General features: G+C 58.4%; 18 protein-coding genes. 14 read left to right on the top strand and 4 right to left on the bottom strand.

The window, feature by feature from the left end; translation table 11 throughout:
* Positions 1-144 precede the first annotated feature (144 nt).
* Positions 145-1542 (top strand): UDP-N-acetylmuramoyl-L-alanine--D-glutamate ligase, encoded by a 1398-nt coding sequence (gene murD / locus BMY44_RS08050; RefSeq protein ID WP_089992548.1) that lies wholly within the window; start codon positions 145-147, stop codon positions 1540-1542.
* Here the strand turns inward: murD and BMY44_RS08045 are convergent.
* The 4 genes from BMY44_RS08045 to BMY44_RS08030 form a co-directional block, all read right to left on the bottom strand.
* A complete protein-coding gene (locus BMY44_RS08045) occupies positions 1539-1781 on the bottom strand; it encodes an HP1242/YdcH family protein (RefSeq protein WP_089992545.1) in 243 nt (80 codons plus the stop codon). The two genes, murD and BMY44_RS08045, sit on opposite strands and share 4 nt — an antisense overlap.
* Before the next feature lie 15 nt (positions 1782-1796).
* Positions 1797-2684 (bottom strand): polyphosphate kinase 2, encoded by an 888-nt coding sequence (gene ppk2, locus BMY44_RS08040; protein WP_089994682.1) that lies wholly within the window; start codon positions 2682-2684, stop codon positions 1797-1799.
* A gap of 67 nt (positions 2685-2751) precedes the next feature.
* The gene (locus BMY44_RS08035) at positions 2752-3405 is read right to left on the bottom strand and encodes a hypothetical protein (RefSeq protein WP_089992542.1); all 654 of its coding nucleotides are present in this window, start codon (positions 3403-3405) and stop codon (positions 2752-2754) included.
* Between the two features lie 48 nt (positions 3406-3453).
* A complete protein-coding gene (locus BMY44_RS08030) occupies positions 3454-4629 on the bottom strand; it encodes a BaiN/RdsA family NAD(P)/FAD-dependent oxidoreductase (protein WP_089992540.1) in 1176 nt (391 codons plus the stop codon).
* Between the two features lie 209 nt (positions 4630-4838).
* Here BMY44_RS08030 and ftsW point away from each other — a divergent pair, with 209 nt between their 5' ends.
* From ftsW to lpxC, 13 genes are all read left to right on the top strand, one after another.
* Positions 4839-6008: a putative lipid II flippase FtsW gene (gene ftsW / locus BMY44_RS08025; protein ID WP_089992537.1), complete on the top strand. Its 1170-nt coding sequence runs from the start codon at positions 4839-4841 to the stop codon at positions 6006-6008.
* On the top strand, positions 6005-7099 hold the full coding sequence (locus BMY44_RS08020) for a UDP-N-acetylglucosamine--N-acetylmuramyl-(pentapeptide) pyrophosphoryl-undecaprenol N-acetylglucosamine transferase (protein WP_089992534.1): 1095 nt from the start codon (positions 6005-6007) through the stop codon (positions 7097-7099). The genes ftsW and BMY44_RS08020 overlap by 4 nt, the downstream gene beginning before the upstream one ends.
* Positions 7100-7116: 17 nt before the next feature.
* Positions 7117-8514: a UDP-N-acetylmuramate--L-alanine ligase gene (gene murC / locus BMY44_RS08015; RefSeq protein WP_207510525.1), complete on the top strand. Its 1398-nt coding sequence runs from the start codon at positions 7117-7119 to the stop codon at positions 8512-8514.
* A 1-nt stretch (position 8515) separates the two neighbouring features.
* Complete coding sequence (locus BMY44_RS08010; RefSeq protein WP_089992528.1) at positions 8516-8845, top strand: hypothetical protein; 330 nt, start codon at positions 8516-8518, stop codon at positions 8843-8845.
* On the top strand, positions 8842-9096 hold the full coding sequence (locus tag BMY44_RS08005) for a DUF2484 family protein (protein ID WP_089992526.1): 255 nt from the start codon (positions 8842-8844) through the stop codon (positions 9094-9096). Before BMY44_RS08010 ends, BMY44_RS08005 begins: the two co-directional genes overlap by 4 nt.
* Entirely contained in the window at positions 9093-9338 is a 246-nt protein-coding gene (locus BMY44_RS08000) for a DUF2484 family protein (RefSeq protein ID WP_089992523.1), read from the top strand. Before BMY44_RS08005 ends, BMY44_RS08000 begins: the two co-directional genes overlap by 4 nt.
* Positions 9339-9396: 58 nt before the next feature.
* Complete coding sequence (locus BMY44_RS07995) at positions 9397-9633, top strand: UDP-N-acetylmuramate--alanine ligase (RefSeq protein ID WP_131801589.1); 237 nt, start codon at positions 9397-9399, stop codon at positions 9631-9633.
* 136 nt (positions 9634-9769) lie between these two features.
* Complete coding sequence (murB, locus tag BMY44_RS07990; RefSeq protein WP_089992517.1) at positions 9770-10684, top strand: UDP-N-acetylmuramate dehydrogenase; 915 nt, start codon at positions 9770-9772, stop codon at positions 10682-10684.
* A gap of 101 nt (positions 10685-10785) precedes the next feature.
* Positions 10786-11697, top strand: coding sequence for a D-alanine--D-alanine ligase (locus tag BMY44_RS07985; RefSeq protein ID WP_089992514.1), 912 nt, complete (start codon positions 10786-10788; stop codon positions 11695-11697).
* Positions 11685-12569, top strand: a complete 885-nt coding sequence (locus BMY44_RS07980; protein ID WP_089992511.1) for a cell division protein FtsQ/DivIB — start codon at positions 11685-11687, stop codon at positions 12567-12569. Before BMY44_RS07985 ends, BMY44_RS07980 begins: the two co-directional genes overlap by 13 nt.
* Positions 12569-13903 (top strand): cell division protein FtsA, encoded by a 1335-nt coding sequence (ftsA, locus tag BMY44_RS07975; protein WP_089992508.1) that lies wholly within the window; start codon positions 12569-12571, stop codon positions 13901-13903. Before BMY44_RS07980 ends, ftsA begins: the two co-directional genes overlap by 1 nt.
* Before the next feature lie 176 nt (positions 13904-14079).
* A complete protein-coding gene (ftsZ, locus tag BMY44_RS07970; RefSeq protein WP_089992505.1) occupies positions 14080-15669 on the top strand; it encodes a cell division protein FtsZ in 1590 nt (529 codons plus the stop codon).
* 200 nt (positions 15670-15869) lie between these two features.
* Positions 15870-16784, top strand: coding sequence for a UDP-3-O-acyl-N-acetylglucosamine deacetylase (gene lpxC, locus BMY44_RS07965; protein ID WP_089992502.1), 915 nt, complete (start codon positions 15870-15872; stop codon positions 16782-16784).
* The last annotated feature ends 61 nt before the right edge of the window (positions 16785-16845 follow it).

The raw sequence follows: 16845 nt of genomic DNA, 5'->3' as shown, positions 1-16845 counted from the left end.
CTTTAGACCTGCCGCTGTTCCGCCTGTTATTTGCGGATTTTTCATGAGCCCGCTTTGCTGGCGTGTTGTCAACTTTGTTCCGCCGCTTCCCTTCAAACCCTGTGCATGCCAAACAATGCGTGCACGATTTTGGGGGGCGGCAGCATGATTCCAGTTCAAGGCTATGCCGGGCAGACCGTGGCTGTACTTGGTCTTGGCCGCTCTGGCCGGGCGAGTGCTTTGGCTTTGCGCGAAGGCGGGGCCACACCTGTGGTCTGGGATGACGGGCAGGCGGCGCGCGATTCAGCGCATGATGCGGGCTTTGACGTTGTGGATTTGACCAAACTGGGTGCTTTTGCAGGCGTTGCAGCCTTGATCGTTTCGCCCGGTATTCCGCATCTTTACCCCGCACCCCATCCCGTGATCGCGGCTGCATGGGATGCCGGTGTTCCTGTCGATAATGACATCAGCCTTTTCTTCCGGTCTTTCGCGACGGACGATTGGGACGGTTTCAATACCCGCCCGCAGGTGATTGCCGTGACCGGATCGAACGGCAAGTCGACGACGTCTGCCCTGATCCATCATATCCTGATCGAGAACGGCAAGCCGGCGCAGCTGGCAGGTAACATCGGTGTCGGTGTGCTGGATATCGAGCCTGCCCATGACGGTGAGGTCGTGGTGCTGGAGCTGTCGTCTTATCAGACCGATCTTGCGCGGGCGTTGACCCCTGATGTTGCAGTCTGGACCAATTTGACCCCGGATCATCTGGATCGCCACGCCGGGTTGGGCGGTTATTTCGCGGCCAAGCGCCGTTTGTTCGCCGAAGGCGGGCCGGACCGTGCCGTGATTGGCGTGGACGAACCCGAAGGGCTGTATCTGGCGAACCAGTTGAGCGAGGGCAGGGCTGACGATCGCGTGCTGCGCGTATCCTCCGGTCAGAAGCTGGACGGCGAAGGCTGGAATATCTTCGCTCGCAAGGGGTTCTTGTCGGAAGTGCGCAAGGGCCGGCAGGTTGCGTCGATTGATTTGCGCGAGATCCGCGGACTGCCCGGTGCACATAACCATCAGAACGCCTGTTCCGCCTATGCTGCTTGCCGCACATTGGGTCTAAGCCCCAAGGGGATCGAGCGGGCGATGCAGTCCTATCCGGGTTTGCCGCACCGTTCACAGCATGTCGCAGAGCGCGACGGGGTGTCGTTCGTGAATGACAGCAAGGCGACCAATGTCGACTCGGCCGCCAAAGCGCTGCAGGCGTTCAGCAACATCCGCTGGATCTGTGGCGGGCTGCAAAAGGAAGGCGGACTGGACGGCCTATTGCCCTATCTTGGTCATGTCGCCAGAGCCTATGTGATTGGTCGCGAGGCGGATTCCTTCGCCCGTCAGTTAAGCGGTGCGGATGCGCTGGTCTGCGGCACGATGGAGGCGGCAGTCGCTGCTGCGGTGAAGGATGCGCAGTCGGGCGATGTTGTCCTGCTGGCTCCGGCGGCGGCATCATTCGATCAATACGATAATTTCGAACTGCGCGGCGAAGACTTCATGGCCTGCGTCCGCGCAGCCATCTAGGCTGTTTCGCGCAACATCGCGTAAATCTCGTCCTTGAGCTTCATGCGGTTGCGTCGCATTTCAACCAGATGATCGTCACTGGTCGGTTCCACGTTGGTTTCGGCGCGGTGGATCGCCCGGTTCAACGTGTGATATTCGTCGGACAACTTGGCGAAATGCCCGTCCGACAGCCGCTTTTCGCTGATGACGGCTGCGAATTCCGGGAATTCTTCGAGCAGTTCGTGGGGGGTATGGGACATGTGTTTCCTCCGTTGTCAGTTTTTGCGTGTCTGCGGGTGCAGGGACGCGGCAAGAATGTGATCGCTGTTGTTCAGCACGGCTTCGGCCTGATGGTAGATTTTCGGGTCTGGTGGGGTTGCGACGGACGTATCCTTGTCAGGATAGTCGAGCTGCGACAGGAAATGTTTGATGCAGGTCAGTCGCGCACGCTTCTTGTCGTTTGACCGGATCACCGTCCAGGGCGCATCGGCGGTGTCCGTGTAAAAGAACATCGCTTCCTTCGCCTCAGTGTAATCGTCCCACTTGTCCAGCGACGCGCGGTCGATAGGTGAGAGTTTCCACATCTTGAGCGGGTCCGTTTCGCGGGAGTCGAACCGTCGTTTCTGTTCCTCTTGCGTCACGGAGAACCAGTATTTGAAGAGCTTGATCCCGGAACGCACGAGCATCCGTTCGAATTCTGGCGTCTGACGCATGAATTCGAGATATTCCGTCGGTTCGCAAAACCCCATCACCCGTTCGACACCGGCGCGGTTATACCAAGACCGGTCATAAAGGACGATTTCGCCGCTTGTTGGCAGGTGCTTGATGTAGCGCTGAAAGAACCATTGCCCGCGCTCTTCATCGGTCGGCTTATTCAGGGCCACCACCCTTGCCGTGCGTGGGTTGAGATGTTCAGTGAACCGTTTGATCGTGCCGCCCTTGCCAGCGGCGTCGCGTCCTTCGAAAAGCAGGATGAATCTTTGCTGCGTTTCCTGAACCCAGTGCTGCACCTTAAGCAATTCAACCTGGAGAGCCGATTTTTCGGCCTCGTAGGCCCGCTTGTTCATTTTTGTGCGGTAGGGGTATTCGCCTTGTTCGAACCCGACGATCGTGTTCTGACGCTTTTCCCGTTCAGGGGACGGTTTGGTTTGAACCTTTTGCATGCGCGCTCCCATTGTTGTTGCTTGGCCCAAGTCTGACACGACAGGAGGAAGTGCGCGTTGATGTGAATCAAGGAGCAGGCGGTTTGCGCAGTCGTTGCAGCACATCTGTTTTCAGTGCCTGTGGGTGGGTGACGCCAAGGCGCACCGGCATAATCGGCAACCTCGCGATACGTGCGAGAGCAAGGCGGTGATAGCCTTCATTGCCGAACAGAACCGACCCGTCGCGCGCTATATGAACAAGGACCCCACCGATTTCGGTGCGCGCACTGGGATCGGCGCAGCGCAAACGCCCTTCTGCTTTGATCGTTGCCATAATCTGATCTACAGCGTCGTATCTGGCGACGATCTCTTCCCTGGTTTGCAATCCGTCGATGGCCCCGTCGCGTGCAATCCGGCGCATGCTGAAGTCGATAATGCCCGTTTCTTCCCACGATAGGCCCTTCTTGAAATGCAAGCGGCACGCCTTGTATTTCTGCGATGCCCAGAGCCGGCTGCGACTGAGGTCCCAATCGCCACCGAACACGCAACCGCTGTAGCGGCTTCCGAATGGATGCATGTTGCGGTTTTCGCGCTTGTGCCGCTCTGTAATAAGACTTGGCTTGATCCAGAGGCGTTCATGGGGCCGGGGCGCATCCGCGCCGTAGCGGAGCCGGTTTTGAAGATAGCGTAGGCCGGAATCGCGTTGGCTGCGGTGCCAGATATAATGAAGTATTTCGTTCATGCTGCGTGTGTATTTTGCACATGGTGCGGGGCGTGGAAACCCGTGCTGCTACGCATGTTTGGCTTTGATCGCTGTGCCTGCAGCCCAGCCTGATGACCACGCCCACTGGAAGTTGTACCCACCAAGCCACCCGGTGACGTCCACAGCCTCGCCAATCACGTAAAGCCCGGGCACGGCTTTGGCTTCCATCGTGCGGGAATTCAGATCGTCTGTGTCAATGCCACCCAGCGTGACTTCTGCTGTACGGTAGCCTTCGGACCCGCCGGGTGTCAGGTGCCAGTGATGTAGGCGCTGGGCAAGATCCGCAAGTTTCTGATCCGACCAGTCCGCAAGGTTGCCGCCAAGATCGGTACCATCGGCAAGGTAGTTGACCAACCGGTTCGGCAGGTGGTCCGCCAGAACTGTGCTCAACGCCTTGCGCCCCGCCGTACCACGCGCCTTTTTCAGCGCGGCAAACAGATCCGTCGTCGGTGCCAGGTCGAGCGTGACGTCGTCCCCTTCGTTCCAATAGCTGGAAGCCTGCAGAACGGCAGGGCCGGAAAGACCGCGATGGGTGAAAAGCACGGCTTCGTCAAAGCTGGTCCCGTTTGCCGTAGCCCGCCCTTGCAGTGCCGTTCCGGCAATTGATTTGAACTGGTCCCCGAATGTCAGCGGCACAAGCCCCGGACGCGGTGTGATGATGTTCAGGCCGAAATCCGATGCGACCTGATAGGCAAACCCTGTGGCACCCATCTTCGGGATTGATTTTCCACCACTTGCCAGCACGAGATTGCGCGCTGTCACTGCTGTTTCGCGCCCGTCCTTTTGCAGCGTCGCGTGAAAGACTGCGCTATCGTGGCGGATGTGAGCGACGGTCGTTTGCAGCCAGAGCGGCGTATCCCCCATTTCGGCACGCAGCATGGTGATGATGTCTTTGGCCGAGGTGTCGCAGAACAGCTGTCCCAGTGTCTTTTCGTGATAGGGGATGCCGTGCCGCGCGACGAGGTCAATAAAATCCCACTGGGTGTAGCGTGACAGCGCGGATTTCGCGAAATGCGGGTTCTGCGAGATGAAATTTTCCGACCCTGCGAACAGGTTCGTGAAGTTGCACCGCCCGCCACCGGAAATACGGATTTTTTCGCCCGCTGCCTTGGCGTGATCAACCAAAAGCGTGCCCGGCCCAGCGTGCGCAGCGCACATCATGCCGGCTGCTCCGGCACCAATGATCAATGTGTTCAGCTTCATAACGGTGGTTTGCTTGGATGAGCTTTATTTGGCAAGGGGGCGATTTGGCACAGAAAAATGACCGGACGTCCTGATGCGCCCTGAATTAAGCGCAGATCAACGCGCCAGAAAGCGCCAATAAGTTGTGGAATCATGGTCCACTTGGCGTTAAGCTGACCAGATAGACCTGCGGAAAACGCGGGCGCAGAGGCAGTTTTGGCGGTATATCCATGACGGAAATGGTCTATGGGACGGTGCCTGTAGTAACGGTTGATCCCGTTCTACCACGGTGGTGGCGTACGATTGATAAGTGGACACTGGTCTGCATCCTTGGCTTGTTTGCCATCGGGTTGCTGTTGGGTCTTGCATCATCCCCGCCGCTGGCGGCCAAGAATGGACTAGAGCCGTTCCACTATGTGATCCGCCAGTCGGTCTTTGGTGGCATGGCCTTGATCGCGATGTTTGCCATGTCGATGATGGACCCCAAGATGGTGCGCCGTCTTGCAGTTCTTGGATTCATTGTCGCCTTTATCGCCCTGATATTTCTTCCAATTTTCGGCACTGACTTTGGCAAGGGTGCGACGCGCTGGTATTCGCTTGGCTTTGCTTCGCTCCAACCATCCGAGTTTCTCAAGCCCGGTTTTGTCGTCATGGCTGCATGGCTGATGGCGGCCGGTCAGGATGTGGGCGGCCCGCCGGGCAAGACCTATTCCTTTGGTCTGACAATCATCATTGTGGCATTTCTTGCGTTGCAGCCGGATTTTGGCCAGGCCTGTCTGATCCTGTTCGCGTGGGGTGTCATGTATTTCGTGGCAGGTGCGCCGATGACCCTATTGATGGGGCTTGCTGGTGGCGTCGTTGCCGCAGGTTCGTTTGCCTATAGCAAGTCCGAACACTTTGCCCGTCGGATCGATGGTTTTCTGTCGCCTGATGTCGATCCCACAACACAGCTGGGATATGCGACGAACGCGATCCGCGAGGGCGGCTTTTTTGGCGTCGGTGTTGGTGAAGGGCAGGTGAAATGGTCCTTGCCCGATGCCCATACCGATTTCATCATCGCAGTTGCCGCAGAGGAATACGGGCTGGTCTGTGTCCTTGCCATCATCATTCTTTATACGGTGATTGTCGTGCGCTCGCTGACCCGTCTGATGAAAGAGCGTGATCCCTTCATCCGTCTCGCGGGGACAGGGCTGGCCTGTGCTTTCGGAGTTCAGGCTATGATCAATATGGGCGTTGCTGTCCGTCTTTTGCCTGCAAAGGGCATGACTTTGCCATTTGTGTCCTACGGCGGTTCGTCCCTGATTGCGGGTGGCATTGCGGTGGGCATGTTGCTGGCCTTTACCCGGTCGCGTCCACAGGGCGAGCTTGGTGATATTCTGATGCGGCGGATCGGACGATGACCCGTTTGCTGGTCATCGCGGCTGGCGGCACCGGAGGGCATATGTTCCCCGCGCAGGCGCTGGCCGAGGCGATGCTGGCAAAAGGGTGGCGCGTGAAGCTGTCGACCGATGCGCGTGGTGCGCGTTATGCAGGTGGCTTTCCTGATGCTGTCGAAATCAACGTTGTAGGATCCGCGACGTTCGCGCGGGGCGGCGTCCTTGCAAAACTTGCCGCGCCCTTCCGGATTGTTGCGGGGATCGTGGCCGCCAAGTGGCGGATGCTGCGTGACCGTCCGACCGTCGTGGTCGGCTTTGGCGGGTATCCGGCGATCCCTGCAATGGCGGCGGCGTGGGTTTTTCGTGTTCCGCGTATGATCCACGAACAGAACGGCGTTCTGGGGCGGGTCAATCAGGTCTTTGCAAAGCGCGTCGACAAGGTGGCTTGCGGCACTTGGCCCACCGAGCTGCCAGAAGGCGTGAGCGGCGTGCACACGGGCAACCCTGTGCGCAAGTCCGTCCTGGAACGGGCCGGTGCACCCTATATTCCGCCCGGTGATTACCCGATGTCGGTTCTTGTGATGGGCGGTTCGCAAGGCGCACGCATCCTGTCGGACGTAGTGCCCCCTGCAATTGCAGCCCTGCCGATGGAAATGCGCAAGAACATCCGTGTCAGTCATCAGGCCCGCGGCGAAGACCACGACCGCGTCACCGCGTTTTATGCCGAAGAAGGTATTCATGCCGACGTGCAACCGTTTTTCCACGACGTGCCTGAACGGCTGGTCGATGCCCAGTTGCTGATTGCGCGGTCCGGCGCGTCGACCGTTGCGGATGTCAGCGTGATCGGACGGCCCGCGATTTTCGTCCCCTATGCCGCCGCGACCGGAGATCATCAGACCGCCAACGCCCGTGGCATGGTTGATGCAGGTGCTGCGATCCTGATCCCGGAAAGCCAGTTTCAGGTCGACAGTCTTGCCGAACAGATCACAACGATCCTGACAAATGAAAGAGGTGCCCTGCAAATGGCCAACGCGGCCTTGTCCTGCGGCACCCCTGACGCTACGGAGCGCCTTGTGGCGCTGGTCGAGGAACTGGCAGAGGAGCCGCAACAATGATGGATGGAAGCCCGGTTATGAATGCTGCGACGAAACTGCCCCTGGATGTTGGTGCGATCCACTTTGTCGGGATCGGTGGGATCGGTATGTCGGGCATCGCGGAAGTGCTGCTTAATCACGGCTATACCGTGCAAGGATCCGATCTGAAGGCCAGCAAGATCACCGAGCGTCTGAAATCATTGGGGGCCGTTATTTTCGAAGGGCAGAAGGCCGAGAACCTTGAAGGGGCCGAGGTGATCGTCATTTCCTCGGCTATCAAGCCGGGCAATCCGGAACTGGATGCCGCCCGCACCAAGGGCCTGCCCGTTGTGCGCCGCGCGGAGATGCTGGCCGAACTGATGCGCCTGAAATCCAATGTCGCAGTCGCAGGGACGCACGGCAAAACAACGACCACGACAATGGTTTCAGCACTTCTGGACGAAGGCGGGATCGATCCGACTGTCATCAATGGCGGCATCATCCACGCTTATGGATCAAATGCCCGCATGGGGCAGGGCGAATGGATGGTGGTCGAGGCCGACGAGTCCGATGGCACCTTCAACCGGTTGCCTGCGACCATCGCCATCGTGACGAACATCGACCCCGAACATATGGAGCACTGGGGCACGATCGAGAACCTGCGTCAGGGCTTTTACGATTTCGTGTCCAACATCCCGTTTTACGGCCTTGCCGTTTGCTGCACCGATCACCCAGAGGTGCAATCGCTGGTTGGCAAAATCACCGACCGCCGCGTTGTGACCTTTGGCTTCAACGCGCAGGCCGATGTGCGCGCAACCAACCTGACCTACAAGAACGGCGTCGCCCATTTCGACATCGCCCTGCAGGCCGAGGATGACGTGATCAAAGGCTGCGAATTGCCCATGCCTGGCGATCATAATGTCTCGAACGCGCTGTCCGCCGTCGCGGTGGCGCGCCATCTGGGCATGAAGAAGGAAGAAATCAAAACCGCGCTGAAGAATTTTGGCGGCGTGAACCGGCGCTTTACGAAGGTCGCAGAGGTCGATGGCGTGACCATCATCGACGACTATGGTCACCATCCCGTTGAGATCGCCGCCGTGCTGAAAGCCGCGCGGCAGGCGACGACGGGACGTGTGATCGCCGTACATCAGCCGCATCGCTATTCACGCCTGAGCCACCATTTCGATGAATTCTGCGCCTGCTTCAATGACGCTGATGTCGTGGGCATCGCCGAGGTCTTCGCCGCCGGCGAAGACCCGATCAAAGGCGCGTCCCGCGACGATCTGGTTGCAGGGCTGATCCGCCACGGCCACCGCCACGCGCGGGCCGTTGACGGCTTGGAAGATCTCGCGCGGATCGTGAAGGAACAGGCCGGACCGGGCGATATGGTCGTCTGTCTGGGTGCCGGTACGATCAGCACGTGGGCGAATGATTTGCCGGGGGTATTGAAGGGCTAGGATGAGTTTCGGAGCACTATTGATGCTTTCGCCAGTGATTTTTGCTGGCGTATGTGGCGTACTTGGCAGGTTCATGCTGAAACGCTGGGCCTTTCTCGGAATGCTTGTTTTTATCATGGTCGCAATGCTTGGCCTGTTCGGCCTGTATGAGGGCTTCCTTCGATCGCTGGACTTGTTTGACACAGATAATGAAATCGAGCGCGTAGCGGGTCGAGACGCTTCAACGGTCATTGCTGTTTTTGCTATGGTTCTTGCAGGCTTACTTTTCTTTGTATGCGGGACAGTTGGCCTGTTCATTGGTGCTGCATTCCGAACGGCGAAAATGACATGACCCTCTCCCTCATCCTCTCCTGTCTTTGGGTTGTCGCGTCGGCAATCGTTGCTTTTCTTCCGATGCGTCGCCAGTATGTTCCCGGGGTCACCCTTTTGGTGCTGGCTCCGGTGTTGATCGTCTGGCTTGGCTTTGATTATGGTTGGTGGCTGGCTGTCATAGGAACGTTCGCCTTTGTCTCCATGTTTCGGAACCCTTTGCTTTACTTCTACCGTCGCGCGCGCGGCGAGACTTTTGGGACTCCCGAATGATATCGTTGATACTTGCCCTGATCTGGTTGGTTGTTGCCAATGTGCTGGCGTTGATCCCGTCGCGGGACAACCACTGGTTTCGCGCATATGTGCTGATCGCCTGCGGCGTGCCGATCCTGGGATGGGTAACCTTGGAGAACGGGCCGTTGATCGGGTTGGTCGTGCTGGCTGCGGGTGCATCCGTGTTGCGCTGGCCGGTGATTTATCTGACCCGCTGGCTCAAGCGGCAGATCGCCCGTTAGCATCTTGCTAGAAGGTGTCGCGATCATTGTGGCGATGACAGCATGCGGGCTGCTGCCGATGATCTGGATGACATATTTGATGGTCCGTGGCCGCGCCGGACTGGTTTTGACGGTTCTGAGCCTTCTTGGTGCATTGCTGGCCATTTTGGTCTTTGCGACAGGCACGCCGATTGGCATTGATCCGTTACAAGCCTGGACGATTGCCTTGCTGTTCGTCTTGCCCGCGATGTGCGGCGCGCTTGCGGGCACGTTGTTGGGTTGGCTTATCCGCTGGCGGCGCGAACGGCGCGGCTAATTGAGCCGGCCATTTCCATATTGGCGTCATCCCGTCGGGGGCAATTGAGATCGCACTTGGGTGGAGGAATGTCGTTGGCTTTGTGATGCGCGCTAATCCCCTTGGCCCCGTCAACATGTCGCGTTAAGAGAAGCGCATGACCATAGACCTACCACCTGTCCGCGGAACGTTGACACCAAACCGCAAGCTGGCCGAGATCACGTGGCTGCGCGTGGGCGGTCCCGCTGAAGTCTTTTTCCAGCCTGCCGATGTGGACGATTTGTCCGAATTCCTGCGTGCGCTTTCGACCGATGTCCCTGTTTTTCCGATGGGCGTCGGGTCCAACCTGATTGTGCGCGATGGCGGTGTGAAAGGTGTTGTCGTGCGTCTGGGGCGTGGTTTCAATGCGGTCGAGATCGACGGAAATACCGTAACAGCCGGTGCAGCCGCGCTGGATGCGCAGGTTGCCCGCAAGGCGGCAGATGCCGGTGTTGATCTGACCTTTCTACGCACCATTCCCGGCAGTATTGGCGGCGCGGTCAAGATGAACGCGGGCTGTTATGGCAGCTATGTCGCCGATGTGTTCCGCTCTGCCCGTATTATGCGCCGTGACGGTTCGGTCGAGGTGATCACGGATGCCGGGTTCGGTTATCGTTCAAGCGCATTGCCGGACGATGCGATTGTTTTGAGTGTGACGTTTGAAGGCCCCGCTGGTGATCCTGACGCCTTGCAGGCCAAGATGGCCGAGCAAGTTCAAAAGCGTGATGAGACCCAGCCGACGAAGGACCGCACAGCAGGGTCCACCTTTCGCAATCCTTCCGGGTTTTCGTCGACTGGTCGCGCCGATGATACCCATGAATTAAAAGCTTGGAAGGTCATTGATGACGCCGGGATGCGCGGTGCCCGCTATGGCGGTGCCGTCATGAACCAGATGCATTCGAACTTTCTGACCAATGCCGGTGGCGCGACGGCTGCCGACCTTGAAGATTTGGGCGAAGAGGTCCGAAAAAAGGTTTACGATTCCAGTGGTATCACGCTAGAGTGGGAAATTATGCGGATCGGGCAGCGATAGCCCGTCGCAACAAGAATAAGATCCCCAAGGGATCAGGTCCGAGGCAAGGATCAAGACGATAAAAGACGGACCAAAAGGTCCGCGATCAGAGGCGGTGGGTTATGTCGAGCGGGACAAGCCCGAAAGTTGTTGTTTTGATGGGTGGTCCATCGGCAGAGCGTGAGGTTTCGCTTTCCAGTGGCCGCGAATGTGCAGCAGCTTTGCGGGAAGCAGGCTATGAAGTGGTCGAGGTCGATGCAGGCCCTGATGTCGCTGTGCGCCTTGCAGACATTGCACCCGACGCCGTTTTCAATGCGCTGCACGGTCGTTGGGGTGAAGACGGGGCTGTGCAGGGCATTCTTGAATGGCTACGCATCCCTTATACGCATTCCGGCATTCTTGCTTCTGCATTGACCTTGGACAAGGAGCGCACGAAGGCCGTCTATCGCGCCCACGCCTTGCCTGTCTGTGAGAGCATACTTGCCTCTGCTGATGATGTGCGCGCCCGCCACGTATTGCCGACGCCTTATGTCGTGAAGCCTTTCAATGAAGGGTCCAGTGTTGGTATCTACATTGTCCATGACGGTGATCCTCCGCCACAGTTGGCGGACGACATGCCTGACACCGTGATGGTCGAGGCCTTTGCGCCGGGGCGCGAGTTGACCACGACTGTTATGGGCGAAAAGGCTTTGACCGTCACAGACATTATCACTGATGGCTGGTATGACTATGATGCGAAATACAAGCCCGGTGGGTCGCGCCATGTGATCCCGGCTGACATTCCGAAAGACATCTTTGATGCGTGCCTCGATTTTGCTTTGCGTGCGCACAAGGCCCTTGGCTGTCGTGGAGCCAGCCGCACTGATTTCCGCTGGGACGAGGCCAAGGGTCTGGACGGGTTGATCCTGCTTGAGACCAACACCCAGCCCGGTCTGACCCCGACATCGCTGACGCCTGAACAGGCCGCCCATGTCGGCATGTCGTTCCCGCAGTTCTGTGACTGGATGGTAAAGGACGCCTCATGCGATCGTTGACCGCCAGACGCCCGGTGCGCCCGATCCGTGATCCGGCCCCGTCCAAGTGGACCTATAAATATCAGCGCCTGATGCTGACCCCGCTTTTCCGCAGCTTTGTCCGCGTTGGCACCCCCCTTGTCCTGATCGCCGTGATTGCCGGAACGTGGTTTTCCAAAGAGGAAAACCGCCAGTTGATGTCCCAGTCGATTGCGGATGCAAAGGCACAGATTCAGCACCGTCCCGAATTCATGGTGCAGGACATGAAAGTGAATGGTGCGAACCACGGACTGACGACGCAGATTGTGGCGGCACTCCCAATGGAGTTTCCCGTTTCATCATTTGATCTTGATCTGGTTGCGATGCGCGAAACGGTTGTCGCGCTTGACACCGTCAAGGATGCCGAAATCCGCGTAGGCGAGGGTGGGGCCTTGCTGGTGGATGTTACGCCGCGCAAGCCGGTCGCCGTTTGGCGCGCCGGAACGACGCTGAAACTGCTGGATGGCGAGGGCATTTTTTCGGGCACTATTCCTGCCCGTGCCGACCGGCTTGACCTGCCGTTGATCGCGGGTGACGGGGCAGAGGAACATATCGCCGAGGCGCTTGAAATCTTTCGCAGTACCGGGCCGCTGACACCACGTGTGCGTGGTCTGGTGCGCATGGGGGAACGCCGTTGGGATCTGGTGTTGGACCGGAACCAGCGGATTCTGCTGCCCGAAACAGACGCCTTTGCGGCGCTGGATCGGGTCATCGTGCTGGGACAGACGCACGATTTACTGGAACGGGACGTTGCCGCTGTCGACATGCGCAACAGCACGCGTCCGATTGTAAGAATGAGCGCAGAGGCGGCCAACGCCTTGCGTCGGGTAAGTGAAATAGGGGCAGACAACTGATGCGGGACTTATACGAAAGCCAACGGGCGATGCGAAACATGCGCAAGGCAGCGATGCAGCGCGGTGTGATCGCAATTCTTGATGTCGGTACATCCAAGATTGCCTGTCTTGTCCTGCGGTTCGACGGGCCCGAGAAGTTTGGCGATAATGATGTCATCGGCTCACTTGCCGGGCAATCCACATTCCGCGTGATCGGGGCGGCAACCACGCGGTCCCGTGGTGTGCGTTTCGGTGAAGTCGACGCCATGCAGGAAACCGAACGCGCCATTCGTACGGCAGTTCAGGCTGCACAGAAGATGGCAAATGTCCGTGTCGACCACGTGATTGCCACCTTGTCAGGGGCGCGTCCGAAATCCTATGGCCTTGACGGGTCGGTCGATATCGAAGGTGGTATGGTCACCGATATGGATATCGGTCGTGTCATGGCCGCTTGCGATGTGCCGGATTACGGGGCTGACCGCGAAGTGCTGCACGCCCAACCTGTCAATTTTGCGCTGGATCACCGCTCTGGCATGGCTGATCCGCGTGGGCAGATCGGCAACCAGCTGAACACTGATATGCATATGCTGACGGTCGACGCCATTGCGTTGCAGAACCTCTATTTCTGCATCAAGCGATGTGACCTTGAACTTGCTGGGCTGGCGTCTTCTGCCTACGTCAGCGGAATTTCGTCGCTGGTCGAGGACGAGCAGGAACTGGGTGCCGCGTGCATCGATATGGGCGGCGGGTCCACGGGCATTTCCGTCTTCATGAAAAAGCACATGATCTATGCCGATGCCGTCCGCATGGGCGGTGAGCATGTCACCGGCGATATATCCATGGGGCTGCAAGTGCCGACTGCAACAGCAGAGCGGATCAAGACGTTTTATGGCGGTGTCGTCGCCACGGGCATGGATGATCGTGAGATGATTGAAATCGGTGGCAATACCGGTGACTGGGAGCATGACCGCCGCACGGTTTCACGGGCCGAGTTGATTGGCATCATGCGCCCACGTGTGGAAGAGATTCTGGAAGAAGTGCGTGTCCGTCTGGATGCTGCCGGTTTTGAACATCTGCCAAGTCAGCAGATCGTTCTGACGGGCGGGGCATCGCAGATCCCGGGTCTTGACGGGCTCGCATCAAAGATTTTGGGCCAGCAGGTTCGTCTGGGGCGTCCGTTGCGGGTGCAGGGCCTGCCACAGGCCGCCACCGGACCGGCGTTTTCGGGTGCGGTTGGCGCGACTCTCTTCGCTGCGAATCCCCAGGACGAATGGTGGGATTTTGAAATTCCGGCCGAAACATACCCTGCGCGGTCGCTGAAACGGGCTGTAAAATGGTTCAAGGACAACTGGTGATGCGCAATATCTTGCCTAATCGTCTGAATACGGCGGAATGCACCAATATTATGCCCATATTTTGTGGCGAAACTGTTGTTTTTGGGTGACGCCTAGGGCTACAGACGTTAAAGTCGCATTAATTTATCAGTACTGCCCGGTGGGACGGGCCCAGAAAAAACAGGCGGACAGAGCACATGACATTGAACCTATCGATTCCCGGGCAGGAAGAGCTGAAGCCACGCATCACCGTTTTCGGTGTTGGCGGGGCAGGCGGCAACGCGGTCAACAACATGATTGAGCAGGAGCTTGATGGTGTGGAGTTCGTCGTTGCGAACACTGACGCGCAAGCGCTGCAACAATCGCGATCCGAAGCCCGCATCCAGATGGGCGTCAAGGTTACCGAAGGTTTGGGTGCCGGTGCGCGCGCAACCGTCGGTGCCGCAGCTGCCGAAGAAAGCATCGAACAGATTGTCGATCATCTGGCCGGCGCGCACATGTGTTTCATCACCGCCGGCATGGGCGGTGGCACCGGTACAGGTGCAGCCCCGATTATCGCACAGGCCGCCCGCGAGCTGGGTGTTCTGACCGTCGGTGTTGTGACAAAGCCTTTCCAGTTCGAAGGGGCAAAGCGCATGAAGCAGGCCGACGACGGCCTTGAAGCGCTTCAGAAAGTTGTCGACACGCTGATCATCATTCCGAACCAGAACCTGTTCCGGCTTGCGAATGAAAACACCACATTCACCGAAGCCTTCGCATTGGCAGACGACGTGCTGTATCAGGGCGTGAAAGGCGTGACTGACCTGATGGTCCGTCCGGGTCTGATCAACCTCGACTTTGCCGACGTTCGCGCCGTGATGGACGAGATGGGCAAGGCGATGATGGGTACAGGCGAAGCCGAGGGCGAAAACCGCGCTGTCGAGGCCGCCGAGAAGGCCATCGCGAACCCGCTTCTGGACGAAATTTCGCTCGAAGGAGCGAAGGGCGTTCTGATCAACATTACAGGTGGTTACGACCTGACGTTGTTCGAACTCGACGAAGCCGCAAACAAGATCCGCGAAAAGGTCGATCCAGAAGCGAACATCATCGTCGGGTCCACGCTGGATACGAACATGGAAGGCAAGATGCGCGTTTCTGTCGTTGCTACTGGCATCGATGCGGTCATCAACACATCCGAAGTGCCAACGCCGCGCCGGTCCATGGCGGCACCGCTGACGCAGACTGTGAAAGCAGAAGAGTCCGCACCGGCCCGCGCCGCTGCCCCTGCCGCCGCAGTGGCTGCGCAAGCTGCACCGTCCCAGCCAGAACCGACCCTTTTTGCATCCATGGATGATCAGCGTCAAAGTGCGCCTGTCGCTGAAGATGATTTTGACGACATCGCGGAACCGATCGCCGCAACAGACGATCTGCCGCCGCCAGCCTATCAGCCCCGTCCGGAGCCGACACTGGAAGCGCCCGAGACATTTGTTGCACCGCAGGCACCAGCCCAAACACAACCGGGCCAGCCGTCTGCAGAGGCGCTCGCGCGTTTGAAGGCCGCAGTTAATCGTGCCCCGGCACAAGAGCCGATGGCAGAAGCTCCACGCGTCGCCGAGGGCGAGAAGCCACGCTTCGGGATCAATTCGCTGATCAACCGCATGACTGGAACGCATGGTGAGGCCGCCGCTCCGCAGCAGCCAGCACGCCAGCAACCCCCTGTCACGCCGATGCCAGCACCCGCGGCAGAGGCCGATCCGGAGCAGGAGAAGATCGAAATTCCAGCATTCCTGCGCCGTCAAGCAAACTGACGTAGCGTTCATATCACACGAAGGGCCGCCCAATGGGCGGCCTTTTTTCGTTTGAAATCAGTATCTTTCTGCGGGTGCGAAGTAAGTCGCAGGCGGAAGAAACCGATTGTTTCAGACCGTTGCAAAGCGTGTGTTGAGCGAAAGCCGTTAGCGCCCTAACTACATTACAACAAAAGATTAACCGCGTGAGGCGCGATCAAGTGCAGACGACTCTGGACACAAAAGTTACCTTTGAAGGCCGTGGTCTTCATACAGGTCACGACGTTACCGTTGTTGTCCGGCCCGCAGCGGCCGGGACAGGTATCGTGTTTCGTCGCACTGACCTTGGTGGCGTGGCGATCCCTGCGCTTTGGGAAAATGTCGAAGTTTCACCACTGAACACACGCCTGACTGCACCGAATGGTGTGATGGTTTCGACCATTGAACATTTGATGGCGGCACTGGCAGGTTGTGGTGTGCACAACGCATTCGTCGATATTGATGGTCCTGAGGTGCCGATCATGGATGGATCCGCGGCGGCCTTTGTTCGCGGGATCGTTTCGGCCGGGGTTATTCATCTTAACGCTCCTCTGCACGCGATCGAAATTCTGAATGAGGTCACGGTGCAGCATGGGGCCGCACGCGCGAGCCTGTCACCTGCAACGAGCCTGCAGATTTCATTCACAATCGATTTTGCCGATGCCGCGATCGGCCATCAGGAAAAGACGCTGAATATGGCGAACGGGTCGTTTGTTCGCGAGTTGTGTGACAGCCGCACGTTCTGCCGTCAGGCGGATGTGGACGCGATGCGTGCCAATGGCCTTGCCCTTGGTGGGACGTTGAACAACGCTGTGGTTGTGGACGGTGCCGATGTGCTGACACCTGGCGGGTTGCGCCATGGCGACGAAGCTGTGCGCCACAAAATGCTGGATGCGCTTGGCGATCTTTACACAGCCGGTGCGCCGATCCTTGGTCGCTATACTGGCAACCGGGCAGGACACGCGTTGACAAACCAGTTGTTGCGCGCACTTTTCGCCGAACCCAAGGCATGGCGTTGGGTCACATGTGATGCCCAGATCGCCGCGCGTTTGCCCGGCGTTGGCGTCAGCAAGGCCGATCTTTACGCTGTCGCGTAAACCACGCCCTTTCACAGTTCCGCGCAAATGGGCCAAAAGGCATTTTGCCCTCGATTTTTTT

It is taken from the genome of Cognatiyoonia koreensis (assembly GCF_900109295.1).
GTDB classification, from domain to species: domain Bacteria; phylum Pseudomonadota; class Alphaproteobacteria; order Rhodobacterales; family Rhodobacteraceae; genus Cognatiyoonia; species Cognatiyoonia koreensis.
Note: the sequence above shows the minus strand (reverse complement) of the source record. Positions and strands in the feature narration are given on the sequence as shown.

Excerpts from the sequence above, each read along its gene's own strand:
- ftsA (WP_089992508.1), top strand. The coding sequence starts at position 12,569 with ATGCGGGACTTATACGAAAGCCAACGGGCGATGCGAAACATGCGCAAG.
- murC (WP_207510525.1), top strand. The coding sequence starts at position 7,117 with ATGAATGCTGCGACGAAACTGCCCCTGGATGTTGGTGCGATCCACTTT.
- BMY44_RS08010 (WP_089992528.1), top strand. The coding sequence starts at position 8,516 with ATGAGTTTCGGAGCACTATTGATGCTTTCGCCAGTGATTTTTGCTGGC.
- ftsW (WP_089992537.1), top strand. The coding sequence starts at position 4,839 with ATGACGGAAATGGTCTATGGGACGGTGCCTGTAGTAACGGTTGATCCC.
- BMY44_RS08005 (WP_089992526.1), top strand. The coding sequence starts at position 8,842 with ATGACCCTCTCCCTCATCCTCTCCTGTCTTTGGGTTGTCGCGTCGGCA.
- BMY44_RS08020 (WP_089992534.1), top strand. The coding sequence starts at position 6,005 with ATGACCCGTTTGCTGGTCATCGCGGCTGGCGGCACCGGAGGGCATATG.
- murD (WP_089992548.1), top strand. The coding sequence starts at position 145 with ATGATTCCAGTTCAAGGCTATGCCGGGCAGACCGTGGCTGTACTTGGT.
- BMY44_RS08035 (WP_089992542.1), bottom strand. The coding sequence starts at position 3,405 with ATGAACGAAATACTTCATTATATCTGGCACCGCAGCCAACGCGATTCC.
- BMY44_RS08000 (WP_089992523.1), top strand. The coding sequence starts at position 9,093 with ATGATATCGTTGATACTTGCCCTGATCTGGTTGGTTGTTGCCAATGTG.
- ppk2 (WP_089994682.1), bottom strand. The coding sequence starts at position 2,684 with ATGCAAAAGGTTCAAACCAAACCGTCCCCTGAACGGGAAAAGCGTCAG.
- BMY44_RS07980 (WP_089992511.1), top strand. The coding sequence starts at position 11,685 with ATGCGATCGTTGACCGCCAGACGCCCGGTGCGCCCGATCCGTGATCCG.
- BMY44_RS07985 (WP_089992514.1), top strand. The coding sequence starts at position 10,786 with ATGTCGAGCGGGACAAGCCCGAAAGTTGTTGTTTTGATGGGTGGTCCA.
- BMY44_RS08030 (WP_089992540.1), bottom strand. The coding sequence starts at position 4,629 with ATGAAGCTGAACACATTGATCATTGGTGCCGGAGCAGCCGGCATGATG.
- BMY44_RS08045 (WP_089992545.1), bottom strand. The coding sequence starts at position 1,781 with ATGTCCCATACCCCCCACGAACTGCTCGAAGAATTCCCGGAATTCGCA.
- BMY44_RS07995 (WP_131801589.1), top strand. The coding sequence starts at position 9,397 with ATGATCTGGATGACATATTTGATGGTCCGTGGCCGCGCCGGACTGGTT.
- ftsZ (WP_089992505.1), top strand. The coding sequence starts at position 14,080 with ATGACATTGAACCTATCGATTCCCGGGCAGGAAGAGCTGAAGCCACGC.
- murB (WP_089992517.1), top strand. The coding sequence starts at position 9,770 with ATGACCATAGACCTACCACCTGTCCGCGGAACGTTGACACCAAACCGC.